A 24,696-nucleotide genomic window follows, 5' to 3' on the forward strand; every position below is an offset into this window, starting at 1 on the left:
TTCGCCTTTATCGATGACGAGGCGAGTGAAACCCTTTCATCCCGACGACACGGCGCCGCTCCCGGCGCAGGGATGAAACCGTTGGAACAGCCTTTCCGCGCCGGATGGTTCGATCTCGCGGCAACCGCCCGCTCCGCCGAAATCGGCCGCTGCGCCGCGGCGGCTGCGGCGATGGGGCCGCGCCTCAATGCCACGGTCTGCCTGTCGCCGGCGCGACGCCCGGTATCGGGCCCGCTGATGGGCATGCCCTACGTCACCAAAGACATCTTCGACCGCGCCGTGCGTCGGGCCGAATGGGGCGGCTGCCGCGTACCGGGCCCCGCCGAGAAGGACGCCGCCATCCTCAGCCGCCTGGATGCGGCCGGCGGCTGCGAGATCGCCGTCACCACCCTGAGCGCCCTCGCCTACGAGCCCTCCGGCTACAATGCGGCGCTGGGCCGGACCCGCAATCCCTGGCATCCGGGCATCGTCAGCGGCGGCTCATCGAGCGGCTCGGCGGCGATGGTGGCTGCAGGCGCCGCCTATCTCGGCGTCGGCTCGGACACCGGCGGCTCGGTCCGGGTGCCGGCCGCCTGCTGCGGCATCGTCGGCCTCAAGCCCGGATGGGGCATCCTGCCGGACACGGGGGCCATGCCGCTGGCGCCGAGCCTCGACGTGATCGGCTTCATGGCGCGCCACGCCGGCGACCTGCTGCGCGTGTGGAGCGCGCTCACCGGCGCCGCCGATGTCCCCGCCATCCGCTCGCTGGCCGTTCTGGACAACGCCGTCGCCCCCGCCGCAGAGCCGGTGCGCCGCGCGCTGCGGGAGGCGCTGGAGGTGTTGAACCGCGCCGGCATCGGCCACGCGTCGGTGGACTGCGCCGGCCCCATGGCCGCGGCGGATGCCGCCGCACTCACCATCATGCAGGCCGAGGCCGCCCGCATCCACGGCGCGCACGGCGCTGGGACCGAGCCGGCCGACCCCGCCTTGATGCGGCGGATCGGCAAGGGGCTCGCCATTTCCGACACGGCGCTGGCGGCCGCGCGGGACGCGCAGCCGCGCCTGCGCGACGCCTTCCTCACGGCGCTGGGCACCGCCGACGCCGCGGTGCTGCCGGTGATGCCCTTCCCCACCCCGCTCGCCAGTGTGGTCGATCCCCACGACCCGGACTTCGCCCCGCGCACGCTCTACGCCATGACCAGCCTGACCCGCTTCGTCAACGCCCTCGGCCTGCCGGCCATCGCCATTCCCGTCGGCTTCGACCGCCGCGGCACCCCGCTGGCGATGCAGGTGATCGGCCGGCCCGGCGGCGAGATGGCGCTGCTGCGCCTCGCCGCCACCTACCAGAGCCTCACCCGATGGGACGAGCGCCGCCCGCCCGTCTGCACCGGGGCATCCCTTCAGGAGCGTTGCGCATGACCGCGGCCGACCCGCTTCTCGCCCTCGCGCACCTGCGCATCATCGATCTGACGCGGGTGCGTGCCGGGCCCACCTGCTGCCGGATCTTTGCCGATTTCGGCGCCGACGTGATCCAGGTGGAAGCCCCGCCGGGCGCCGACCCCAACCCCAACGTGGTGGGCCCCCGGCTCGGCGCCGACTTCCAGAACCTCCACCGCAACAAGCGCTCCATCGCTCTCAATCTGAAGACGGCGCAGGGGCTCGCTATCCTGATGGAGCTGGTGAAGACGGCCGACGTGGTGGTGGAGAATTTCCGGCCCGACGTGAAGGAGCGGCTGGGCTTCTCCTACGAAGCCCTCGCCGCGGTGAACCCGCGCATCATCCTCGCGTCCATCTCGGGGTTCGGCCAGTCCGGCCCCTACCGCACGCGCGCGGGCTACGACCAGATCGCCCAGGGCATGGGCGGCATGATGAGCATCACCGGCGAGAAGGGCGGCGGTCCCATGCGGGCCGGCATCCCGGTGGCGGACAGCTCCGCCGGCAATTACGCGGCCATCGGCATTCTCGTGGCGCTGGCCGAGCGCGCGCGCTCCGGCCAGGGGCAGTGGGTGCAGACCTCCCTGCTCCAGGCGATGATCGCCATGACCGACTTCCAGGCCGCCGGCTATCTGGTGGAAGGCCGCGTGCCGCGCGCCATGGGCAACGACCATCCCTATTCCACGCCCATGGGCGTGCTGCCCACCGCCGACGGCCACATCAACATCGGGGTGGGCGGCGAGGCGCAATGGGCCGACCTGTGCCGGGCCATCGGCCGCGCCGACCTCAAGGACCATCCCGACTATGCGGTGCAGGACCTGCGCCTGCGCCACCGCGCGGCGCTGATGGCAGAGCTCGCCGCCATCTTCGCCACCCGCACCTCGCGCGAATGGATCGACCTGCTCGCCCGGCACAACGTGCCGGCGGGGCCGATCTACGCCATGGACCAGGTGTTCGCCGATCCGCAGGTGGAGCACGTGCAGATGGCGGCCCCGCTCGCCCATGCGCAGCTCGGCGACATTCGCCTGGTGGCGACCCCCATCACCCTTTCCCGCACCCCGGCCTCGGTCCGCCGGGCGGCGTCTGATCCCGGCGGGGATTCGGCGGAGATCCTGGCGGAGCTGGGAATCGGCGCCGAGGAGAGGGAGCAGTTGCGGCACGCCGGCGTGATCTGAGCGCCCAACCGACGATCCGGCATGGCGTTTCGCCAGCCCGGAAACCCGCGAAAGAGATGCAACGGGATGAGACTGGACGCACGCAAGAGGAACCTGCTCCTCATCATGCCGGCCACCATCTGGCTGCTGGTCTTCGCCGTGGCGCCGGTGGTGCTTCTCTTCGCCATGTCCTTCTGGACGTCAAGCATCTTCGGCACGACGCCGGACCTCACTTTGGACAATTACCGGGTCATCCTGGAGGACCCCATCTATTTCCGGGTTCTGCTGCAGACGCTGCGCATCTCCGTGACGGTGACGGCGCTGTCGCTGCTCATCTCCTACCCCATGGCCTATTTCCTCGCCACGCGGCCGCCCGCGGTGAAGGGCACCTATCTGGTGCTGCTCTTCCTGCCCTTCTGGTCGAGCTACGTGGTGCGCACCTTCGTATGGCTGCCCATGCTGGGCCGCACCGGACTCGTGAACGCGGTGCTGCTCCATCTCGGCATCATCAGCGAGCCGCTCGACTGGCTGCTCTACACCGAGGGCACCACCCATGTGGCGCTGGTCTATGTCTACACGCTGTTCATGGTGCTGCCGATCTACCTGTCGCTGGACCGCATCGACCCCAAGCTGATCGAGGCCGCGGCGGATCTCGGCGCGGGACCGTTTCGCACCTTCCGCCGCGTGGTGCTGCCGCTCTCCATGCCCGGCGTGCTGTCGGGCTGCATCATGGTGTTCCTGCTGGCCTGCGGCGCCTACGTGACGCCGCAACTGGTGGGCGGCACCAGCGGCATCATGTTCGGTAACGTGATCGCGCCCCAGTACACCGTCACCAACAACTGGGCGCTGGGCGCCGCCTTGTCGGTGGTGCTGATCGTGGTCGTCACCCTCTGCCTCGTCCTGTTCGGCCGCAAGGTGCGGCTCAACGACGTGTTCATCGGAGGCTGACATGAGCACCGCGACACGCGCCGACCTCGCCACCGAGGCCGCCCCTCCCGCCGACACCGCGGGGCGCATCCGCCGCGCCGTGCTCGCCGTCTATGCCGGCCTGTTCTACGTGGTGCTGTACCTGCCCATCCTCCTGCTGCTGGTTCTGTCCTTCAACGAGTCCCAGACCATCGGCCTGCCGATGAAGGGGGCGACGCTGCGCTGGTACGGCGAGGTGTTCGGATCGCAGAAGATGCTCGCCTCCATCGCCAATTCGGTGATGCTGGGCATCGCCAGCGCGCTCATCGCCACGGTGCTGGCGCTGATGTTGGCCATGGGCTTTCGGCAGGACTTCCCCTTCAAGGGCCTGCTGATGAAGATCATCCTGCTGCCGATCCTCATTCCGGGCATCGTCGGCGGCATCATCTATCTGATCTTCTTCGGCTACGCGGAAATTCCGTTCGGCGTGTGGACCACGGCCCTGCCAGTGCACGTCACCTGGGTGCTGCCCTTCGCCTTCCTCACGCTGTTCCCGCGGCTGCACGGCTTCGACCGCAGCATCGAGGAGGCCGCCGCCGATCTCGGCGCCCGCCCCTTCATGGCCTTCCGGCGCATCGTCTTCCCCGTCATCAAGCCGGGCGTGGTGGCGACCGTCATGTTCGCCTTCACCCTCTCCTTCGACGAGTTCATCCGCACCCTGTTCTCCATCGGCAGCCAGCGCACCGTCCCCGTGCATCTGTGGTCGCTCCTGTCCGACCAGATGGCGCCGTTCCTGCCCGCGGTGGGCGTGGTGATCATGGTGATCTCGATGCTGGTCTCCCTCGCCGGATTTGCCGCGTCCGCCCGCGCCGACCGGCCGCGCCGCTGAGTTCACAAGAACCAACCAGAGGATAAGCCATGACCCTCGAGACGGACGTCCTTCATCTGCCCCGGCTGAGCCGGCGGACCGTCCTTGGCGGAGCCGCGGCCATGCTGGCCGGCACCGGCCTGCGCACGCCCGCCTTCGCCCAATCCGGCGAAGTCACCGCCCTCATGGTCAATGCCATGCTCGGCCCGACGCTGAAGCCCATCGCCGAGGAACAGTCAAAGGTGAAGATCAGCGAGGGCGCGTTCATGTCCGGCACCGACACGGTGTCGCGCCTGACCGCTCCGGGCGGGGCGCGCTACGACCTGATGAACAGCTCGTTCGCCTTCTCCCGGCCGGTGGTGATGGGCGCCAAGGCGGGGCAGGAGCGCGTCCAGCCCATCGACCTGTCGCTGATCCCCAACATGAAGAACATCAACGCCCCGTCCAAGGCCGGCATCGGCGAGCGGGACGGCAAGGTCTACATGGTGCCGCACAGCTGGGGCTTCGATTCCATCCTCTACAACCGCGCCGTCGTGCCGGACGACGACCCCTATACCCAGTCCTGGTCGCTGCTGTTCGAGGACAAGTATGCCGGCCGCATCGGCTGGTGGGACGTGGCGCACCAGATGCTCATGGCGGCCGGCCTCTATCTCGGCCACGCCGAGCCCGAAAAGATGGACCGCAACCAGCTCAACGAGGTGGCCAAGTTCCTCATTTCCAAGAAGAAGAACGTCCGCACCTTCTATTCCACCTTCGCCCAGGGCTCGAACCTGCTCGCCAACGGCGAGATCGACGTGTGCTACGGCATCGCGCCCATGCGCAACGAGCTGCAGAAGCGCGGCTACAACATCACCGGCGCCTGGCCGAAGGAGGGCGTGCTCTCCCTCATCAACGCCTCCTACATCCCCAAGGACTGCAAGAACGTGGAGGGTGCCCACGCGGTCATCAATGCCATGATCGGCGAAGCCTATTCGCGGGCGCTCACCGAGGGCTGCGGCTATCTCTCGGCCACCACCTTCGGCGACGAAAACATGACCCCGGACCAGCGCAAGCGCTACGGCTACGGCCTATTCGACGGCAGCGTGAAGCACTACCAGCTCGAGTTCCCGACCAACATGAACATGTGGATCGAGACCTGGAGCCGGGTGAAGAGCGCCGCATGACCGACGCTCTTGCCATGCCCTTCACCGCGGCGGCGGCCGCCGAGAAGACCTCGGCGCACGCTGCCCGGGACATCGCCGTGTCCCTCAGGGGCATCGGCAAGACCTTCCAGGGCACGACAGCCCTGGAAGCCGCCACGCTCGACATCCGCAAGGGGGAGTTCTTCTCCCTCCTCGGCCCCTCCGGCTGCGGGAAGACCACCCTGCTGCGCATCATCGGCGGGTTCGAGCATCCGACCCGCGGCGAGCTCCTCATCGGCGGCAAGCCGATGCTGGACCGCAGGCCGTTCGAGCGGCGCACCAACATGGTCTTCCAGCACGGCGCACTGTTCCCCCACCTCACCGTGGCCCAGAACATCGCCTTCGGTCTGGAGATGAGCCGCCAGCCCCGCGCCACCATCGACCGGCGCGTGGCGGAGGCTCTCGACATGGTGCGCCTCGCCGATTTCGGCGGGCGCGGCATCGACCAATTGTCCGGCGGCCAGCGCCAGCGCGTCGCCCTCGCCCGCGCGCTGGTGAACGACCCCGAGGTGCTGCTGCTGGACGAGCCCCTCGGCGCGCTCGACCTGAAGCTGCGCCTGCAGATGCAGGACGAGCTGAAGCGGCTGCACCGGGAGATCGGCGGCACCTTCGTCTTCGTCACCCACGACCAAGGCGAGGCCATCTCCATGTCCGACCGCATCGCGGTGATGAGCCGGGGCCGCATCGAGCAGGTGGGCGCCCCGCGCGACATCTACGAGCAGCCGGCGAGCCGGTTCGTCGCCGAATTCATGGGCCATTCGAACTTCTATGAGGGCACCGTTTCCCTCAACCCGCCGGAAGGGGCGGGCGAGGTGATGATCCGCGGCACGCCCTTCCCCTGCCGCGTCCCGCCAGCCTTCGCAGTGGGCAGCCCCGTATTCGTGGCATTGCGCTTCGAGCGGGTGGAAGTGGTGGCGGCCGAGGCCTCCGGCGGCGGCATGGAGGGGATGCTGGTGGAGGAGACCTATCTCGGCCCGACAATCCAGCGCACCGTCGACCTCGGCGCCATGGGCCGGATCATCTCCGACACCGCCAACAACGGCCGCGAGGCACCCCTCGGCGCGGGGGCCCGGGTGCGCGTGCGCTGGACCCCCGACAGCCCCACCCTCCTTGCCCCATGACGGGCTTTTCCAGCCGGAGACCGCTGCCGTGATGGGCCTGTCCATCAATTACTACATCGCCCCGCCCGGCTATGCGCTGGAGCGCTTCCTGGACGATTGCGCGGCCGCCGGCGCCACCGGCGTCGGGCTAACCGAACGCGCACTCGAAGAGGTGGCCTTGCCCGATCTCAAGCGCATGCTGGACGAGCGGGGCCTTGCGGTGTCTTCCGTCAACAGCGCCGGCTTCTTCCTGTGGGGTGATGCGGCGCGGGCGCAGCGGCAGGTGGCCATCAATGCCGCGCTGATCGAGGCGGCAGCGGTGCTATGCGCCGGCACGCTGGTCACCATCGGCGGCGGCCTTGGCGACCTCGGGACGGAGCGGCCCGGTGACCTCGCGCGCGCCCGCCGCGCCGTCGATGCCGCCCTGCCGGAGCTTTGCGCGGCGGCCGAGGCGCGGGGCGTCCGCCTCGGGCTCGAGACCATGCATCCCATCCGCATTCCCACCAAGTCCACGGTGAACACACTGACCCAGGCCGAGGCCCTGTGCGGGGCGCATCCCGGGCTCGGGTTCATCCTCGATGTCTTTCATTCCTGGTGGGATCCGGACCTGGAGCCGGTGCTCGCCCGCTCCATCGCGCGGCTCACTTTGGTGCAGCTCTCCGGTGTCGCCCAGCCGCGCGATCCCGCTTTGCTGCCGGCCCGCTGCCCGCTCTCGCAGGGCTGCGTGGACACCACCGAACTGCTGCGCCTTCTGGCGCAATGCGGCTATGGCGGCCCCTACGAGTTCGAGCTGTTCGCCCACGAACTTGCGGGCGCGAGCGTCGCCGATGCCATCCGCCGCGCCGTCGATGATTTCGCCGCGCTGGCGGCGGCCTGAGGACATCCCATGACGATCATGATCACTGGCGGCTCCGGCTTCGTCGGCCTCAACATCACATCGGCCCTGCTGGCGCGGGGCGAGACCGTCGTGCTGTTCGGCCCGGCGCCCCCGCCCCCCGCCGCCGCGGCCCATCTCGCCGGCCTTCCGGGGCGCCTTGTGATGGTTTCTGGTGATGTCTGCGCGCGGGCGGCCGTCGTCGATGCGCTGAAGACGCATGGCGTAACCCGCATGGTCCACGGCGCCGCCATCACCGCCGGCATCGACCGGGAAAGCCGCGCCGCGCGCACCATCGCCGAGGTGAATCTGGGCGGCACCATCGACGTGCTGGAGGCCGCCCTCGCCTGCGGCATCCGGCGCGTGGTGCAGCTCGGGACCGGATCGGTCTATGGCCCCGTGCCGGCCGGCGTGGAGGCGCTGGACGAGAGCTTCCCCCCGGTGCCCGAATCCCTTTACGGCATCACCAAATATGCCGCCGAGCGGGTGGCGGTGCGCTATCGCCAGACGCGCGGCCTCGATGTCGTCGTGGGCCGCCTCGGCGTCGTCTTCGGCCGCTGGGAATACGACACCGGCGTGCGCGATACCCTGAGCGTGCCGCTCCAACTGCTCCAGCGCGCGGCGGCGGGGGAGACGGCGGTGTTCCGGCCCGGCCTGCCCGACGACTGGGTCTATGCCGCCGACATCGCCGACGCGGTCGCCGCCTTGCTCGACGCCCCTGCCCCGGCCCATGACGTCTATCATCTCGCCACCGGCGGGCGGTGGTCGCTGCTGGACTGGTGCGCGCGGCTCAAGGCGGCGCTCCCCGGCTTCACCTATGAGATGACTGACGATGCGGCCCGCCACAATGTCGGCACCGCCGCGCCCCTCGCCCGGCCACCGTTCCGCGTGGAGCGGCTCGCCGACGACATCGGCTTTCGCGCCCGCTTCGGCCCGGCCGAGGCCTTCGCGGATTATCTGGCCTGGTACCGGGGAGCCCCGCCCGCGGCCGCCTGACGCCGCGAGCGCGCCGCGCCTCATCACACAACATGCCCGGCGGGCGCGCATTGCCGCCGCCCGGGCGCTTCGGGAGCGAGAGATGGCCGGAACGATCCAAGACGCATTCAGCCTGAGCGGGCGCACCGTGATCGTCAGCGGTGCGGGCGGCGGCATCGGCACGGCCATCGCGGGCGGCTTCGCCGCCGCCGGCGCGCGGGTCGCGTGCCTCGACCTCACGCCGCCGCATGACACGGTGGCGGCCATATCAGCCGCCGAAGGGGAGGCCATCGCCATCGCCTGCGACGTCACCGATGCGGCCCAGGTGGGCGCGGCGGTGGGGGACGTCACGGCGCGATGGGGCGCCATCCACGGCCTCGTCAACGGCACGTCCAACGACGATCCCACCGGCAGCATCCTCGATCTTGCGCCGGATGAGTGGAGCCGCCTGTTCGCCGTGCAGGTCACCGGCACCTATCTGATGAGCCGCGCGGTGTTGCCCCACATGATCGCGGCGGGGGGCGGCAGCATCGTCCACATCGCCTCCCAGATGGGCCATGTGGCGGCCAAGGGCCGGCCGGGCTATTGCGCCGCCAAGGGCGCGCTCATCCAGCTCGCCAAGGCCATGGCCCTGGACCATGCGGAGGCCGGCATCCGCGTCAACTCGCTCTCGCCGGGCGCCGTCGAGACCCGGCGCATGCTGCTGCGCCACGGCGATCTTGAAACCGCCAGGCTCTACAACGCGCCCAAGCACGCCCTCGGCCGGCTCGGCCAGCCCATGGAGATCGCCACCGCCGCTTTGTTCCTCATGAGCGACGCATCGAGCTTCATGACCGGCGCCGACCTGCTGGTGGACGGCGGCTACGCCGCCATGTGAGACGATGAGGGAAAGGCGGCGGCGCTGCTGCAGGCCGCCGCCTTGTCGTCACTTGATGCCGGTGATGGACGCGCTGACCGCGCGGGGATCGCGCAGCGGCCAGCGCCCGCTATCCACCTGGGCGAGGAACTCGCCAATGATGCGATTGTATTCCTCCGGCTCCTCGATGTTGATCGCGTGCCCGCAATTGGGCATCACCGAAAGGGCCGCCGAGGGAATGCTGCGCTTCATCAGGATGCCCGGCAGCAGGCAGGGCCAGTCCTCGTCGCCGGTGATGACCAGCGTCGGCGCCGTGATGCGCTTCATCTCCTCCACGAGAGTGTAGAGCGAGGGCCGGAAGCGCTGGACGCCGCGCTGCGTGTTGGCGGAGCCCAACGCATCGTGGCTGGCGAGGATCTGCTTGAACTCCAGGAAGCCGCGCATGTCCTTGTTCTCGAACTGCACCCGCGTCGGGCCGTAGGCGTAGCGCTCGGCGAAGGTCGGCATGCCCACTTCGCTGATATAGGCGGCGATGGTGTCGGCCTCGCTCTGGAAGCGGGCCTGCTCCTCCAGCTCCGCGCCATAGCCGCAGCCGCCGATGCACAGGGAGAGCGCGCGATCGTGGTGACGGATGCCGAAATGGAGGGTGGCGAAGCCGCCCATGGACAGGCCGATCACATGGGCCTTGGCGATGCCGAGCCCGTCCATCACGCTGACGATATCGTCGGCGGCGCGGGCCTGCGAGTAGGAGGAGACGTCCGGCGGCACGTCGGACGGCGGATAGCCGCGGGCATTGAAGGCGATCACCCGGTAGCGCTTGCCGAGATAGCGCAGCTGGGTCTCGTAGCTGCGCAGGTCGCCGGCGAACTCGTGGACCAGGATGACCGGCGTTCCGCTGCCCGCCTCCTCGTAATAGAGCTTCACGCCGTCATCGGTGGTCACATAGGCCATGGGCCGCTCCCGTTGCGAAAAGAGTGATCGGAGGGTGAAGAAAGGGACCGGCGGTCACACCGGCGAGGGCGCGCGGGATCTCGGGGCGTTGGCCTGTTCGGCCTCCTCGAATTCGGCCACGACGCGGGCGATGACCTGATGCGCGTGGCGGATGAGCTTCACAGCCGCGCGACGGGCGAGATCCGGCTTGCGGGCGGCGATGGCCTCGAACACCTTGCGGTCGCCGGCGCACACCACGTCCATGATCTCGTGCGTGTTCTGGTGCGCCAGATAGCGATAGCGCAGCGCCTGCTTCTCGATGCCCGAAACCACCCGGGAGAGGGTGCCGTTACCCGAGGCCTTGTGGAGCGTGCGCGTGAAGGCGACGTTGCGGTCGAAGAAGACCTCCACGTCCTGATCCGCCCGCGCCGCGTCCATCTCCGTCAGCAACGTCGACAGCAGGGCGAGATCCGCTTCGCCCGCATTGCGCGCAGCCTCGGCCGCGACGAGTCCTTCCAGCGCGACCCGGCATTTGTAGATCTCATCGAGGTCGGCGACGCTCATGGGCGCCACCCGCACCCCGCGCCACGCCGCCCGGGTGATCAGCCCCTCCCCGTCCAGGATCTGGAAGGCATCGCGGACCGGCGAGCGGCTGACGTTGAAATGGGCGCACAGATCCTCCTCGATCAGCCGCATCCCGGGCGGCCAGCGCAGGTAGACGATGTGCTCCGCGAAGGCGCGCGCCACTTCCGCGCCGATCATCTTCGGCACCACGAATTCGGACGGACCGCGCTTCATTCGTTCGATCACCGGAAAGCCTCACATCGTTGTCGCCCGTTCCGCCCCGCACGCAAAGGCGGGCCGTAGCGCGCAGCCCGCGGCCATGCGGCGGCGGGCTGGCGCCTCAGGGTGCAAATCGGATACAATATACTATCAATGCAGCGGCGCGACGCGCGCGCGCCCTGAGCCCCCAAGACGAGAGACGTCCCATGAGCATGGCAGAAGCCGACCGCGCCACGGTGCCGGGCGGACGGGCGAGCGAGATCGTCAGCGTGGACTGCTTCCCGGCCTGTCTGCCGCTGAAGAAGCCGCTCGTCATGTCCACCTATCGGATCGATTCCGGCCCGGTGCTCTTCGTGCGGATACGGGCGCGCGACGGCATGGAAGGTTGGGGCGAGGCGGCGGCGAGCCCGGTCATGTCGGGCGAAACTCTCACGGGCATGGCCGCCGCCGTGCGCGAGATGATCGCGCCACAGCTCATCGGCCGCGAGGTGGCTGACCGCTCGGCCGCCTGCGCCGGCATTCGCCGGGCGATGTACGGCAATCGCGGTGCGCTCGCCGCGGTGGATATGGCGCTGCTCGACCTCGCCGCCCGCATGGCCGGCGTTCCGGCGGTGGATCTCCTGGGCGGCGCGCTTCGGCGCAGCGTGGAACCGTTGTGGCTCATCGGCGGCACCGGCGAGGCGGAGCGCGACGTGGCCGATGCGCTGGCCTTGCACGCGCAGGGCGTACGCCGCTTCAAGCTGAAGGTGGGCCTCACTTCGGTTGATGCAGAGGCCGAGACGGTTGGTCGCCTGCGCGCGGCCCTGGGCGAGGACTGCCTCATCGCCGCCGACGCCAACATGGGCTGGGATGTGCAGAGCGCGCTGCGCTTCACCCGCGCCGCCGCCCCGTTCGGCCTCGCATTCCTCGAACAGCCGACGCCCGCCGGCGACCTCGCGCGGCTCGCCGCCGTCGCGGCCGGCTCGCCCGTGCCCATCGGGGCCGACGAGAGCATTCATGCCCTCTCGGACATCCTGCGCCATCACGAGGCGAAGGCCATCGGCGGCGCCAGCCTCAAGACCATCAAGCTCGGCGGCATCACTCAGGTGGTCGCAGCCGGCGCCCTGTGCGATCTGCTGGGCCTCAGCGTCAACCTCGCCATGATGATGGAATCGAGCCTTGCCGCATCCGCCATGGTCCATGCGGCCTGCGCCGTGCCCAACGTGGATTGGGGCCTCAGCCTCGGCAATCTGTGGCTCGCCGAGGACCCGACGACGACGGCGCTGACGGTGCAGGACGGGCGCGTAGGATGCCCCGCAGGCCCCGGCCTCGGCGTCACCGTCGACGAGCGCCACCTGGCCGCGCTCGCCGCTCCGGTCGGGTGAGCGGGCCGCGTCCCGGCCCGGGGGTTCAGATGCGATCACGTCATCGTTCCACTTGGGACAGGCTCGGGGCTTTCGCGAAGGCCTCGCCGGGGCCGGAACGCCCCGGTCACGGCGGTGGTGGCCTGCGCTCCGGCCCGTGCGGATGGCGCGGGCAGGAGCTTTCAGGACGCGATCTTCGTGCTCAGGACTTGGGCTTCGGCAGCTCGTAGTTCACCGCCGCCGGCTTCACCTCCTTGAGGAGGTCGGGATAGACGAAGTTCTTCCAGTCCACCGGCTTGGCGAGCTTGCCCAGGCCCTTGAGCTGGGCTTCCTGCAGCTCGAAATTGTTGATCGAGCCCTGGTCGAGACGCATGTCGAAGCGCACCTTCTTCACCAGCTCCAGGGTCAGCGCCTTGTCGAGCTTCAGGAAGGTGGCCACGTGGCCCGCCGCCGCCTCCGGGTCCTTGGTGATGAGGTCGCTGGCTTCCACCATGGAGCGCATGAAGGCCTGCGCCGCCGGCTTGTTCTTCTCGGCCCAGCCCTTGTTCACGTAGACATAGACGCGGGGGCTGAGGATGCCGTCGGAATTCACCACCACCTTGGCGTCGGGAATGGCCTTCACGGCGCGGGTCAGCCAGGGCTCCCAGCTGGTGAAGGCGTCGATGTTGCCGCGCTCCATGGCGGCGATCATCTCGGGGGCCTCCACCTGGACGATGGTGTAGTCCTTCGGGTTGAGCTTCAGGTTGTCCACCATCGCCAGCCAGAACACCTCGCTGCCGGAGCCGCGGGCGACGCCGATGCGCTTGCCCTTCAGTTGCTCGAGGCTGGTGTAGCCCCGCGCGACCATGCCGTACCACTGGCCCATCTGGGCGCCTTCGGCGGCCACGACCACGTTGGGGTCGATGTTGAAGTTCTGGATGCCCGCCTGCTCGGCGCCGAAGGCCGACTGGATCTGGTTCTGGATGACGAAGGCCACCATGGCCGAGCCGCTCGGCCCGGTGTTCAGCTGCACGTCGAGGCCGTTCTTCTCGAAGATGCCGGCGAGCTTCGCCACATAATAGGCGGAGAAGGACGGATCGACGCCCGTGCCGATGGTGATCTTGGTCTGGGCGAACACCGGCGCCACGGCCGAGGACAGGGCCAGCACCGCTGCCGTGATCGCGGCACGGACCGTCGTTTTCAGCATGGTCATGATGAACCCTCTGGTTGGTTGGTCTCAATTGCGAAGGGCGAAGGCCGCCCGCCGGTCTATGCCCGCGTCCGCCGCGCGAAGCCGAGCGCGGCGCGAGCCCGGAGCGCGGCCCGCCCTGAGGCCGCCCTCCCACTTTCAAGAAGGGTCGCCGGCCCGCGCGCCATGCGGGCCGGGCGCGTGCTCTACGCCACCGGGGAAAAGCGCCCGGCGAAGCGGAAGATGGCCCAGCGGAACAGCCGGTCCGTCAGAAGCCCGAGCACGCCCAGGCAGAACAGCGAGACGAAGATCTCGTCCACCAGCATGAACATGCGACCGTTCCACAGCATCACGCCCAGGCCCTCGTTGGCCGAGATCATCTCGGCCGCGACGATGGTGGTGAAGGAATTGGCCATGGCGAGGCGCATGCCGGTGAGGATGAACGGCACGGTCGCCGGCAGGCTCACATAGAGGAAGATTTGCCAGGGCCTCGCCCCGAGCGACTGCGCCGCCCGCACCTTGTTGGGCGCGATGGAGGCGACGCCGGCCGCCGTGTTCAGGATGACGATGAACACGGTGGCGTAGATGATGAGGAAGATCTTCGATTCCTCGCCGATGCCGAACCAGATCACGGCGATGGTGATCATCGCCACCGAAGGAATGAAGCGCAGGAACTCGGTCCACGGCTCCGCCAGCTGGCGCACGATCTTGAAGCTGCCGATAGCGAGGCCGATGGGAATGGCGATCAACGAGCCGAGGACGAAGCCGATGACGATGCGCATCAGGCTCCCCGTGATGTGATCGATGAGCACGCCGCTCTTCAACAGCTCCCACGCCTTCAGGAACATGAGGTGGGGCGGCGGGAAGAGCAGCGACTGCACCAGGAACACCGAGGCCACGTGCCAGGCCACCAGCAGCCCGATAAAGCCGACCGTGGCCGGCCAGACCGCGGCGAGGAGATCGCCGGCACGGCGCAGGATCATGGAGCGCGGCCGCTGCGCGGCGAGGCGGGATTCAACGGCGCTCATGCGGCCACTCCCTGGGCCGCCTTCGCGACCTCGTCCCGGATGATGTTGTAGACGACATTGAAATACTTGGAATATTGCGGGTCCGTCCGGTCCCGCTCACCCTTGAGGTCGATATCGACCACCTCGCGCAGGGTTCCCCCCGGCCCGGCCGACATGACGCCCACCCGCGTGCCCAGCAGGATCGCCTCGTCCACGTCGTGGGTGATGAAGAGCACCGTGCTCTGCGTGGCAAGCCAGATCTTGCGCAGCTCGCGCTGCATGATGTAGCGCGTCTGCGCATCGAGCGCGCCGAAGGGCTCGTCCATCAGCAGCATCTTGGGCTCGTTGACCAGGGCACGGGCGATCTGGATGCGCTGCTTCATGCCGCCGGACAGCTCGGCGGGATATTTCTCATTCTGGCCGTTGAGGCCGACGAGGCGCAGGGCGGCGCGCGCCCGCTCGTGGCGCTCGGCCTTCGGCACACCGCACATGCGCAGGCCGAACTCGATGTTCTCCTGCGCGTTCAGCCAGGGATAGAGGCTGTCATCGCCCTGGAACACCACGCCGCGATCGCGCGCCGGGCCGCGCACCGGCTTGCCGTCCAGCAGGATCTCGCCGGACGTGGCGCTCTCGAAGCCGGCCATCATGCCGAGCACCGTGGTCTTGCCGCATCCCGACGGCCCGAGCAGGCAGAAGAACTCGCCCCGCTCGATGTCGAGATTGAAGCGATTCACCGCGACGGAGAGCCGTCCATTGCGTGGCGAGACAAACGATTTGGTGACGTCCCGCAACTGGATGAAAGCCATTGTCCTCACCTCGATGGGGCAATCCGGCCCGCCCTTGCAAAACGCTCAGGCAGATCGAAATTGCCGTTGATCCGGCGATACGCGTTGCTTGGACAAATACAAATGCAATTCAAATGCCATGAACTCAGAATCTGCGGGCGCATGGACGAACGTTAATGCCCTGACTTAGCTTTGTTAGCGCCTCTCTAAATCTGATATTTTCTTTTCAAATCAGCAAAAATACATAATTTTCAGCCACCTGCATTCGCCATTTATTCAACCCAAGACATATCCTCCATCGGCGATGAGGGTCTCGCCGGTGACATAGGCGGCGGCATCGCTCGTCAGAAAGAAGGCCATCTTGGCCACCTCCTCCGCCGTGCCCCAGCGGCCCAGCGGCACGCGGGCGAGCCCACGGTCGCCCGAATAATCGGCACGTGCCGTTTCCGCGGTCATGCGGGTCAGGGCGCGGCCCGGTGCGAGGCACAGGACGCGAACGCCGTAAGGGCCCCATTCCACCGCCACCGCCCGCGAGAGCTGCGACACGGCGGCCTTGGCCGCGGCATAGACGCCGCGGTTTTCGCCGCCGCAAAACGCGGTCTGGGAACTGATGGAGAGGATGACACCACACCGGCGCTCCACCATGCCGCGGCCGATGCCCTGCATGAGGGCCATCACGCCGAGGAAGTCGACGTTCACGAGGCGCGCCGCGTCGGCGAGGTCGGTGTCGAGCAGCGGCTTGGCGACGAGAATGCCGGCATTGTTGACCAGCACGTCCACCTCCCCCGCCTGGGCCGCCAAATCCGCGACCGAGGCGAGATCGCCCTGGTCGAACACCAGAGCCTCGGCGCCGAGGCGGGACGCCACGGCGCGCAGCGGCTCCGCCTCCAGATCCGCCAGCACGAGGCTTGCACCGTGCTCGGCATAGAGGGCGGCCATGGCGGCGCCGAAGCCGTTGGCCGCGCCCGTGATCAGGACGCGCCGACCGGTGAAGTCGAGATCGCTCGCAAGACTCACGCCTGCCCCCTCATTTCGACCCATGCCCGTGTGCGGCGCGCGCCTTCGGCGAGCGGCGTGGATGGAAGAAAGCCGAGGTCCCGTTGGGCCGCCGCGATGGAGAGCGGGCCGAGGGGAAACACGTTCCAGGCGAGCCCGTCCTCGCTCAGCTCGGCGCGTGCGCCGGGCACCGCCTCGCGCACCGCCGCGACGATCTCGTCCAGCTCCTGGGCGCGGCCGGGACCGATATTGTAGGCGGTGGACGCCAGGGCCGGCGCGTCGAGCGCCGCGACGATGGCGGAAGTCACATCGTCCACGAACACGTGCTGGCGCGTCCTGCGGTCCGTGGGCCGCACAGCCGTCACCCGGCCCGCCAGCGCGTCCTCCACCAGCGTGCGGATGAGGCAGGCGGTGGTCCGGCCGGGGCCGTAGCAGGAGGCGACCCGCAGGGCGACCGCATCCACCCCGTGCTCCGTCCGGAAGGCTTCGATCAGCGCCTCGCCGGCTGCCTTGGTGGCGCCGTAGACCGTGTCGGGATGCAGGGCCGCCGTCTCGTCCACCGGATCAAGGCTCGCGCGCGGGCCATAGGCATTGACCGAGGAGAACCACACCACGCGGCGCAGCTTGTGCACGCGGGCCGCCTCCAGCAGATCCACCAGGCCCTGCAGGTTGATGGTGCAGATCCGCGCCGGCGTGTCGCGCAGCACCATGGGACCGGAGATGCCGCCGGCATGGATCACTGCGTCCACGCCATGCCGGGCGATGGCGGCGTGCCAGCCGTGCGGGTCCGGCAAATCGTGGCGCAGGACCGGGAACGGCAGGTCGGTGACGGGCAGCGTGTCCATCCCGATCACCCGCCGGCCCGCAGCGTGCAGCCGCCGTGCCGTTGCGCCGCCGAGCAGGCCGCCGACGCCGGTGACGAGGATGGCGCCGCCGCTCATTCCGCCGCCTCCGCCGCGATGACCACGCGCGGACGCACCGCCGAGAGGACGGACCGCAGCTCGACCCGCGCGCCCGCTGCGCATTTGAGGATGGCGAGGCTGCGCGCGTCACACGGCAGCGTGCCGGGCGCAACGCTCGGATCGATGCGCACCCATCCGCGCAGAGCGGCGGCGATGCGCGCGTCGATCTCCACCAGTTCGTCCTCCTCGAGGCCGGCCGCACGTGCATCAGAAGGGTTGATGCGCATGATGCGCCGCCGGCTCACCGCGCCCGGCTCGAAGGTGTTCTCATCCGCCACGGCGGTGAGCTTGAAGCGGGAGGCCTCCAGCCGCTTGCGCAAGGCGATGGTCGCCACCGCATCGGGTTCGCCGCGATTGTCCAGCACGACGCCGTAGAGCTGCCGGCAGGCCTCGGCCGAGATGTAGCCTTCGGAGGCATCAAGGGCGACCCGCGCCGGATCCCGCGTCAGCGGATCACCATAGCCGCCGCCGCCCGCCGAGCGCACCACCACCATGGCGCCCTCTTCCACCGCATGGCCGGCGATCTTGCCGGGCGTGTCGAAATCCTCGATCTCGCCGTCGCGGTCGATCCAGGAGCCGACCGGAAAGCCCGGCAGTCCGCCGCGCACGCCGAAGGAGGGCACCACGGCGCCGTCCGAGAGCAGCGAATAGCGCGTCTCCGGCGCCAGAACCCTGAGCCCGCGCTGCATGGAGAGGCCGCCGCGGGTGTGGCCGGCACCGCCGGAATCCACCGCGAGGCGGGAGCTTTCCACCAGCAGCGGCATGCGCAGCTCGATCACCTCGGAGGACTGGACGGTGACGAGGTCGCCCCAGTCGATGGGCGCCATGGCGCTCGGCCCGTCATCCTCCAGGAACGCGCCGTTGCCGCCCGCCGACCATTCGTAATGCACCCATTCGCGGCCGGTGCGCGGATCGTAGCCGCCGAGCAGATTGTGGAAGGAGGTGCGGCACAGGTCGCCCGCCACCATGTCCGGCACCACCTGGGACAGCGCCCCCACCATGGTGGCGATGACGCGCTTCCTGATCTCGCCGTGGGAGCCGGCGGGGGCCGGGCGCTGCACGTTGACGATGGAGGCTGGAGGGACGATCACGTCGATGGGGCGGAACGAACCCTGGTTCAGCGGCGCCTGCGGATCGAACACCGACTTCACGGTGATGAACACCGAGGCGGAGGTGACCGCCGCCGTCGAGTTCACCGGGAACGGCACCTGAGCCGAGGCGCCGGTGAAGTCCGCCACCATGCGATCGCCGCGAATGGAGAGCTTCAGCGGCAGCAGCAGCGGCTCGAAATGACCGCCCATGTAGGTTTCAAGATAGTCCTCGTAGAAAAAGTCCCCGTCCGGCAGCGCCGCGATGCAGGCGCGCATGCGCGCCTCGGCGCGGTCGAGGTCCATCTTCACCGCCGCCAGCAGCACGTCGAGGCCGTAGCGGTCGCACAGCTCGTGCACGCGCATCTCGGCGACGCGGCAGGCGGCAAAGCTGGCGTTGAGGTCGCCGAGCCGCTCCTCGGGCACCCGCATGTTGGCGAGCAACAGGTCCTGTGCCGCCTCGTTGGTGCGGCCAGCCTCGATGATCTTGATGGGCGGGATGCGGATGCCTTCCTGATAGATCTCCGTGGCCTTGCCGGACATGCTGCCCGGCACCATGCCGCCCACGTCCGCCCAGTGCGCCCGCACCGCCGGGAAGAACACGAGCCGCCCCTCCCGGAACACCGGATAGATCACGGTGACGTCGTTGAGGTGGGTGCCCCCCGTATAGGGGTCGTTGACGAGGATGACGTCGCCTTCCTTCAGGCCCGCGCCCATCTTCTCCATGGCGGTGCGCACGGACCACGGCAGCGGCACCACGTGGGAGCCGATATCCTCGGACTGGGCCACCACCTGGCTGTCAGGGGCGAACAGGCCGCAGGAAAAGTCCTTGGCGTCGTAGATGGCGACGGAGCTGGCGGTGCGGCACACGGTGGCGCGCATTTCCCGCACGGTGGAGATGAGGGCCTGCGTGAGGATCTCGAGGGTGATGGGATCGATGGTCACGGCCGCGTCCTCACTTCTGTCGCATCACGAGGCAGCCGATGGCGTCGAGCGCCACCGTCCAGCCGGGCGGCACGACGGTGGTCGAGCCGGCCTCCTCGATGAGGGCGGGGCCCTCCAGGGTCATGCCGGGCGGCAAGAGGTCCCGCGCGAGGATCTGGGTCGGGTGGGCGATGCCGCCGAACACCACCTCGCCGGTGCCCGTGCGGGCCGCCTCCAGGCCGCGCCCCGTGGGATCGACGGGGGGCAGCACGGGCTTCTCGGAGAGGCCCCAGGCGGCCACGCGATAGCTGACGATCTCGACCCGCGCCGCGGTGGGGGCGCCGTAGCGGGCGGCATAGACGCGGGCGAAGGCCTGCTCGATCTCGGCCATGTCGGCGACGTCGAGCGCCACCGGCACCGAAAGCTCGAAGGACTGGCCGGCATACCGCATGTCGAGGCTGGCGGAAAAGCGCGTGCGGTCGGCGCCGTAGCCGGCCTCGGCGAGCTCCTCCTGCGCATCCGCCACCAGCGCCTTGAGCTGATCGCGCACCGCCGCGACGGGCGCCTCGTCCGTGCACACCACGCGGGTCTGCACCAGATCGCGCCGGAGGTCCGCCACCAGCAGGCCGAAGGCGGAGAAATTGCCAGGCAGCGGCGGCACCAGCACGGTCTTCATCCCGAGCTCGACCGCCACGTCCACCGCATGCAGCGCCCCCGCCCCGCCGAACGGCAGGAGGGCGAAATCGCGCGGATCAATGCCGCGCATGACCGACACCTCCTTGATGGCGCCGGCGAGCGAGACGGCCGCGATCCTCAGGATGCCCTCGGCCATGGCTTCGACAGAGAGGCCGAGCTGCGCCGCGAGGCGGCCCACCACCTCCACCGCCGCCGCGCGATCGAGATGGATCTCGCCGCCAAGGGGACGGTCGGTGCGCAGGCGGCCCAGCACCACATTGGCGTCGGTGACGGTCGCTTCCTGCCCGCCGCGCCCGAACGAGGCCGGGCCGGGCATGGAGGCGGACGAGCGCGGCCCCACCTTGAGGAAGCCCGCCGTGGCGCTGGCGATGCTGCCGCCCGCCACCGCGATGGTGTTGATGTCGATCTGGCGGATCTTCACCGGGAAGGCGCCCACGCGCCCCTCGGTGGTCATGTCGAACTCGCCGCCGCGCACCAGGCACACGTCGGTGGAGGTGCCGCCCATGTCGCAGGTGATGAGATCCGGCACGCCGGCCGCGCGGCCCACGTGGGTGGCGGCGATCACCCCCGCCGCCGGACCCGACAGCATGGACAGGACCGGCAGTTCCTCGATGCGCTTGGCCGGCAGCGAGCCGCCGTTGGAACTCATGATGGTCAGCGGCGCGCGCATGCCGGCCTTTTCCAGCCGCCCCCGCAGGTCGCCCACATAATGGCGCATGCGCGGCCCCACATAGGCGTTCAGGGCCGCGGTGGAGAAGCGCTCATATTCGCGATATTCCGGCAGCACCGCGCTCGACGTGGTGATGGAGGCGCCGGGCAGCTTCGCCGCGAGGATCTCGGCGCAGCGCCGCTCGTGGGCGGGATTGGCATAGGCATTGATGAAGCAGACCGCGACCGCGGTGTAGCCCTCGGCCGACAGGAGGTCGCCGAGCTCTTCCGCCTGCCGCTCGTCCAGCGGGCGATGGATGGAGCCGTCGGCCTTGATGCGCTCGTCCACCTCGAAGCATTGGGAGCGCGGGATCAGCGGCCGGTTGGGCGGCGCCTTGATGTTGTACATGGCCATGCGGTTGCCGCGGCCCACCACCAGCACGTCGCGATGGCCTCGGGTGGAGACCACGGCGAGGCGCGGCCCATCCCGCTCCAGCGCGGTGTTTGTGGCCACCGTGGTGCCGTGGACCATGCGCTCCAGCGAGGCGGGGTCGAGCGCCAGCCGCTCCACGCCGGTGAGGATGCCGTCTGCCTGATTTTTCGGGGTGGAGGGCGTCTTGAGAACCTCAAGCCGCGCGGTCTCCCGATCGAACAGGACCAGATCCGTGAAAGTGCCGCCGACGTCGACGCCGAGCCAAGCCATCATCCGCTCCTTCACCGCCCGATGAAGCGGGGCTTGCGCTTCTCCAGAAAGGCCCGACCGCCCTCGCGGTAGTCCTCGCTCTCCATGGCCTGATCCATGATGGCGAGGATCTCCGCCTCGCGGGCCTCCGCCTCCCCGGCGGAGATCATCTCGAGCACCGCCTTGGCGCCCTCGATGGACATGGGCGCCTTGTCGAGGAATTCGTCCGCCAGCGCGCGGGCGCCGTCGAGCGCCGAGCCGTCGGCGCGCACATCCACGAGCTTCATGGCGACGCAATCGTCGATCTCGAAGAAGCGCGCCGAGAACAGCACGCGCTTGGCGTTGGCGAAGCCCACCTGGCGATGCAGCAGCAAGGTGTCGAGGGCGCCGTAGACGATGCCGAGGCGCGCGGCGGGAATGCCCATGCGCGTCGTCGCATCCCCCACGCGGAAATCGCAGCACAAAGCGAGCCCGCAGCCGCCGCCGACGCCGAAGCCGGACACCGCAGCGATGGTCGGGCGCGGATAATCGCGGATGGCGCGGGCGGCGCGCTCGGTGGCGGCTTCGTAGATGCGCCCGCTCTGCGCGTCCGACCGCACCTTGGAGAATTCGGAGATGTCGGCCCCGGCGCAGAACTGCCCGCCGGCGCCGGTGAGGATCACCGCCTTCACCTCCGGCTGGGCCTTGAGGTCGAGGAAAATCGCTTCCAGCCGGTTCCACATGGAGAGGCTGACGGCATTGCGTCGCGCCGGTCGGTTGAGCGTGACCACCGCCAGGCCTTCGGCCTCGACGGAAACCAGGATGTCCGTGTCTTGCTCTGCCACCGAATTCCTCATTGCGCATTTATTGACCAAGCACAAACACTATGCGGCATTCTCATTTCGTGTACAATGTACAAATTCTCACGGAGGCGAAAGATCCATGTCAGGTGCCCTCGAAGGCTTACGGGTGCTGGATTTGTCGAGCCACCTTTCCGGCCCGTACTGCGCCATGCTTCTCGCGGATCACGGTGCGGACGTGATCAAGATCGAGCGGCCGGGCACCGGGGATGAGGCGCGCAGCATGCCACCCTACGTGGGCGGTGAAAGCGCGCCCTTCATGCTGTGGAACCGCAACAAGCGCTCCATCACGCTCGATCTGAAGTCCGAGCGGGGAAAGGCCGATTTCCTCGCGCTGGTGGACGGCGCCGACATCCTCTTGGAGAATTTCCGCCCCGGAACACTCGCGCGCCTCGGCCTCTCCTACGAGGCGCTTTCGGCGCGTAATCCGCGGCTGATCTATGCCGCCATTTCCGGCTTCGGCCAGTATGGTCCCTACGCCATGCGGGGCGGCTTCGACCTCGTCACGCAGGGCATGTCGGGCCTGATGAGCGTCTCCGGCGCGAAGGATGGGCCGCCCCACCGCCTGCCCATCGCCATCTCCGATGTCGCCGCCGGTATGTTCCTCGCCTTCGGCATCCTCGCCGCCGTCGAGGCGCGCCACAAGACCGGCCGCGGACAGATGGTGGAGACCTCGCTGCTCGATTCAGCCCTGTCGCTGGGCGTCTACGAGGCGGCCCACGTCTTCGCCACCGGCACACGGCCGGAGCGTCTGGGCCAGGCCCACCGGGGCAGCTCGCCCTACCAGATCATCCAGACGCAGGACGGCTGGCTGACGCTCGGCGCGGCGCAGCAGAATTTCTGGGAGCGCCTGTGCGACATCCTCGGCGCACCCGAGCTGAAGAGCGATCCGCGCTTCCTCACCAATGCCGATCGCGTCGCCAACAACGACACCCTCATCGCGCTGCTGCAGGCGCAGTTCACCAAGAAGCCGTCGGCCCACTGGCTGGCGGCGCTCGAGGCGGGCGGCATCCCCTGCGGCCCCGTGCTGGAGTTCGACGAGGTGCTCGCCGATCCCCACATCCTCGCCCGCGAGATGGTGGTGGATACGCTTCATCCCAGCGCCGGGGCCATGAAGACCCTCGGCGTCACCGTGAAACTCTCGGAAACCCCGGGCGCCGTGCGCCGGCCGGCGCCGCGCCTCGGCGAGCACACGGCCGACGTGCTCGGCGCCCCGCCGCCCCGCGACGCGGCAACCGCATGACCGGCGGGCCGCGCATCCGGCCCGCCGCACGACCTTAAAACAAGAACCTGCCTTCCAGCCTTTTCTCACACCACGAGGGGAACTGAATGTCTCGCATGACCCGACTGACTTGGGCCGCGACGGTGCTGGTCGCCCTCGGCGCCGGCGTGGGGGCTGCCGCCGCGCAGGGGCAGCCCGGCGTGAGCGCCGATGCCATCAAGATCGGCACCTTCGGCGCACTCACCGGTCCCGGCTATCTCTATGGCAAGCTCGCCATGAACGGCATCGACGTGGTCTTCGACGAGGTGAACAAGGCCGGCGGCGTCAATGGCCGCAAGCTCCAGCTCATCCGCGAGGACGACCGGTGCGATCCCGCCACCGCCATCACCGCGGTGCAGAAGCTGATCCATCAGGAACAGGTGTTCGCCCTCATCGGTGGCGGCTGCTCCAACGCCACTTTTGCCGCCCGCGAGACCATCGAGCAGGCGAAGATCCCGTTCGTGGTGGTGGCCTCCGTGCACGACGGCATCACCCAGCCGCCCGCCGCCAACATCTTCTCCATGGCGCTGACCTCCAGCATCGAGAGCCAGGCCCAGCTCGCCTTCGCGCTCCAGCAGGGCGCCAAGAAGATCGCCGTCGTCTCCATGCGCGATTCCTGGGGCCGCGCGCGCTACCTGCCGCTCATGGAAGCCTTCAAGGCCAAGGGCATCACCCCGGTGGCCGACGAGGAAATGTCGCCCGATGCCAACGACGCCACCGCCCAGGTGCTGCGCCTGAAGGCCACCGGCGCCGACGCCGTCATCATGGTGCTGTTCCCCAAGCCCGCCGCCATCTTCGCCCGCGACGCGCAGAAGCTCGGATTCAAGCCGATCCTCGTCGGCCAGACCGGCATCGGCGATCCGGCCGCCTTCGAGGATCAGGTGGGCGTGCCCGGCGCCACCGCCAAGTTCACCACCATCTCCATGGTGAAATACACCCCCACCGACCCGGCCGTGGACAAGTGGCGCACGCTCATCGAGACCAAGTTCCCCGGCGATCGCCTCTCCAACTTCAACCTGTTCGGCATCGGCGCCGCCCAGGCGCTGGTGGAGGCGCTGAAGCGCGCCGGACCGGACCTCACCCGCGAGAAGCTGATCGACGCCCTCGCCGGCCTGAAGGACCTCGCCATCGACGTTTATCCCGGCCCGATCTCCTGCTCGCAGACCGACCACCGCTGCAACAAGTTCCCGGCCTGGATCTCCAAGGAACCCGGCGGTCCAATCAAGGTGCAGAGCATCACCCACGTCGAGTGATCGC

The 24,696-nt window shown here is 69.0% G+C and carries 22 protein-coding genes; 12 read left to right on the forward strand and 10 right to left on the reverse strand.

Annotated features, from left to right (window positions below; all coding sequences use genetic code 11):
- Nucleotides 1-81: 81 nt before the first annotated feature.
- From FHT36_RS06665 to FHT36_RS06705, 9 genes are all read left to right on the forward strand, one after another.
- On the forward strand, nt 82-1,398 hold the full coding sequence (locus tag FHT36_RS06665; RefSeq protein ID WP_169121730.1) for an amidase: 1,317 nt from the start codon (nt 82-84) through the stop codon (nt 1,396-1,398).
- On the forward strand, nt 1,395-2,588 hold the full coding sequence (locus FHT36_RS06670) for a CaiB/BaiF CoA-transferase family protein (protein WP_169121731.1): 1,194 nt from the start codon (nt 1,395-1,397) through the stop codon (nt 2,586-2,588). Before FHT36_RS06665 ends, FHT36_RS06670 begins: the two co-directional genes overlap by 4 nt.
- 66 nt (nt 2,589-2,654) lie before the next feature.
- Nucleotides 2,655-3,515, forward strand: coding sequence for an ABC transporter permease (locus FHT36_RS06675; RefSeq protein ID WP_169121732.1), 861 nt, complete (start codon nt 2,655-2,657; stop codon nt 3,513-3,515).
- Nucleotide 3,516: 1 nt separating this feature from the next.
- Complete coding sequence (locus FHT36_RS06680; RefSeq protein ID WP_169121733.1) at nt 3,517-4,362, forward strand: ABC transporter permease; 846 nt, start codon at nt 3,517-3,519, stop codon at nt 4,360-4,362.
- Nucleotides 4,363-4,391: 29 nt separating this feature from the next.
- Nucleotides 4,392-5,504 carry a PotD/PotF family extracellular solute-binding protein gene (locus FHT36_RS06685; RefSeq protein ID WP_169121734.1) on the forward strand — a complete coding sequence of 371 codons (1,113 nt, stop codon included), beginning with the start codon at nt 4,392-4,394 and terminating at the stop codon, nt 5,502-5,504.
- The gene (locus tag FHT36_RS06690; protein WP_169121735.1) at nt 5,501-6,643 is read left to right on the forward strand and encodes an ABC transporter ATP-binding protein; all 1,143 of its coding nucleotides are present in this window, start codon (nt 5,501-5,503) and stop codon (nt 6,641-6,643) included. The genes FHT36_RS06685 and FHT36_RS06690 overlap by 4 nt, the downstream gene beginning before the upstream one ends.
- Nucleotides 6,644-6,674: 31 nt before the next feature.
- Nucleotides 6,675-7,499, forward strand: a complete 825-nt coding sequence (locus FHT36_RS06695) for a sugar phosphate isomerase/epimerase (RefSeq protein ID WP_246702109.1) — start codon at nt 6,675-6,677, stop codon at nt 7,497-7,499.
- Nucleotides 7,500-7,508: 9 nt separating this feature from the next.
- Nucleotides 7,509-8,492, forward strand: coding sequence for an NAD(P)-dependent oxidoreductase (locus FHT36_RS06700; protein WP_169121737.1), 984 nt, complete (start codon nt 7,509-7,511; stop codon nt 8,490-8,492).
- 82 nt (nt 8,493-8,574) lie between these two features.
- Nucleotides 8,575-9,348, forward strand: coding sequence for an SDR family NAD(P)-dependent oxidoreductase (locus FHT36_RS06705; RefSeq protein ID WP_169121738.1), 774 nt, complete (start codon nt 8,575-8,577; stop codon nt 9,346-9,348).
- 48 nt (nt 9,349-9,396) lie between these two features.
- Here the strand turns inward: FHT36_RS06705 and FHT36_RS06710 are convergent, their stop codons facing one another.
- Both FHT36_RS06710 and FHT36_RS06715 read right to left on the reverse strand, forming a co-directional pair.
- The gene (locus FHT36_RS06710; RefSeq protein ID WP_169121739.1) at nt 9,397-10,278 is read right to left on the reverse strand and encodes an alpha/beta fold hydrolase; all 882 of its coding nucleotides are present in this window, start codon (nt 10,276-10,278) and stop codon (nt 9,397-9,399) included.
- Between the two features lie 54 nt (nt 10,279-10,332).
- Nucleotides 10,333-11,055: a GntR family transcriptional regulator gene (locus FHT36_RS06715; protein WP_169121740.1), complete on the reverse strand. Its 723-nt coding sequence runs from the start codon at nt 11,053-11,055 to the stop codon at nt 10,333-10,335.
- 191 nt (nt 11,056-11,246) lie between these two features.
- Here FHT36_RS06715 and FHT36_RS06720 point away from each other — a divergent pair, with 191 nt between their 5' ends.
- Nucleotides 11,247-12,404: a mandelate racemase/muconate lactonizing enzyme family protein gene (locus FHT36_RS06720; RefSeq protein ID WP_169121741.1), complete on the forward strand. Its 1,158-nt coding sequence runs from the start codon at nt 11,247-11,249 to the stop codon at nt 12,402-12,404.
- A 181-nt stretch (nt 12,405-12,585) separates the two neighbouring features.
- On the opposite strand, the gene FHT36_RS06725 is transcribed toward FHT36_RS06720, so the two are convergent.
- From FHT36_RS06725 to FHT36_RS06760, 8 genes are all read right to left on the reverse strand, one after another.
- Nucleotides 12,586-13,575 carry an ABC transporter substrate-binding protein gene (locus tag FHT36_RS06725; protein WP_169121742.1) on the reverse strand — a complete coding sequence of 330 codons (990 nt, stop codon included), beginning with the start codon at nt 13,573-13,575 and terminating at the stop codon, nt 12,586-12,588.
- Between the two features lie 182 nt (nt 13,576-13,757).
- Nucleotides 13,758-14,579: an ABC transporter permease gene (locus tag FHT36_RS06730; RefSeq protein ID WP_169121743.1), complete on the reverse strand. Its 822-nt coding sequence runs from the start codon at nt 14,577-14,579 to the stop codon at nt 13,758-13,760.
- Nucleotides 14,576-15,364 carry an ABC transporter ATP-binding protein gene (locus tag FHT36_RS06735; RefSeq protein WP_169121744.1) on the reverse strand — a complete coding sequence of 263 codons (789 nt, stop codon included), beginning with the start codon at nt 15,362-15,364 and terminating at the stop codon, nt 14,576-14,578. Before FHT36_RS06735 ends, FHT36_RS06730 begins: the two co-directional genes overlap by 4 nt.
- Before the next feature lie 255 nt (nt 15,365-15,619).
- The gene (locus tag FHT36_RS06740; protein ID WP_169121745.1) at nt 15,620-16,360 is read right to left on the reverse strand and encodes an SDR family oxidoreductase; all 741 of its coding nucleotides are present in this window, start codon (nt 16,358-16,360) and stop codon (nt 15,620-15,622) included.
- Nucleotides 16,357-17,280 carry an NAD(P)-dependent oxidoreductase gene (locus FHT36_RS06745; protein WP_169121746.1) on the reverse strand — a complete coding sequence of 308 codons (924 nt, stop codon included), beginning with the start codon at nt 17,278-17,280 and terminating at the stop codon, nt 16,357-16,359. Before FHT36_RS06745 ends, FHT36_RS06740 begins: the two co-directional genes overlap by 4 nt.
- Nucleotides 17,277-19,334 carry a hydantoinase B/oxoprolinase family protein gene (locus FHT36_RS06750; RefSeq protein WP_169121747.1) on the reverse strand — a complete coding sequence of 686 codons (2,058 nt, stop codon included), beginning with the start codon at nt 19,332-19,334 and terminating at the stop codon, nt 17,277-17,279. The genes FHT36_RS06745 and FHT36_RS06750 overlap by 4 nt, the downstream gene beginning before the upstream one ends.
- Nucleotides 19,335-19,344: 10 nt before the next feature.
- Nucleotides 19,345-21,360 carry a hydantoinase/oxoprolinase family protein gene (locus tag FHT36_RS06755; protein WP_169121748.1) on the reverse strand — a complete coding sequence of 672 codons (2,016 nt, stop codon included), beginning with the start codon at nt 21,358-21,360 and terminating at the stop codon, nt 19,345-19,347.
- Nucleotides 21,361-21,371: 11 nt separating this feature from the next.
- Nucleotides 21,372-22,163: an enoyl-CoA hydratase-related protein gene (locus FHT36_RS06760; protein WP_169121749.1), complete on the reverse strand. Its 792-nt coding sequence runs from the start codon at nt 22,161-22,163 to the stop codon at nt 21,372-21,374.
- A 97-nt stretch (nt 22,164-22,260) separates the two neighbouring features.
- On the opposite strand from FHT36_RS06760, the gene FHT36_RS06765 reads away from it, so the two are divergent.
- On the forward strand, nt 22,261-23,421 hold the full coding sequence (locus FHT36_RS06765) for a CaiB/BaiF CoA-transferase family protein (protein WP_169121750.1): 1,161 nt from the start codon (nt 22,261-22,263) through the stop codon (nt 23,419-23,421).
- A gap of 95 nt (nt 23,422-23,516) precedes the next feature.
- Entirely contained in the window at nt 23,517-24,692 is a 1,176-nt protein-coding gene (locus FHT36_RS06770) for an ABC transporter substrate-binding protein (RefSeq protein ID WP_169121751.1), read from the forward strand.
- Nucleotides 24,693-24,696 lie beyond the last annotated feature (4 nt).

It is taken from the genome of Xanthobacter sp. SG618, from assembly GCF_012932745.1.
GTDB classification, from domain to species: Bacteria; Pseudomonadota; Alphaproteobacteria; order Rhizobiales; family Xanthobacteraceae; genus Xanthobacter; species Xanthobacter flavus.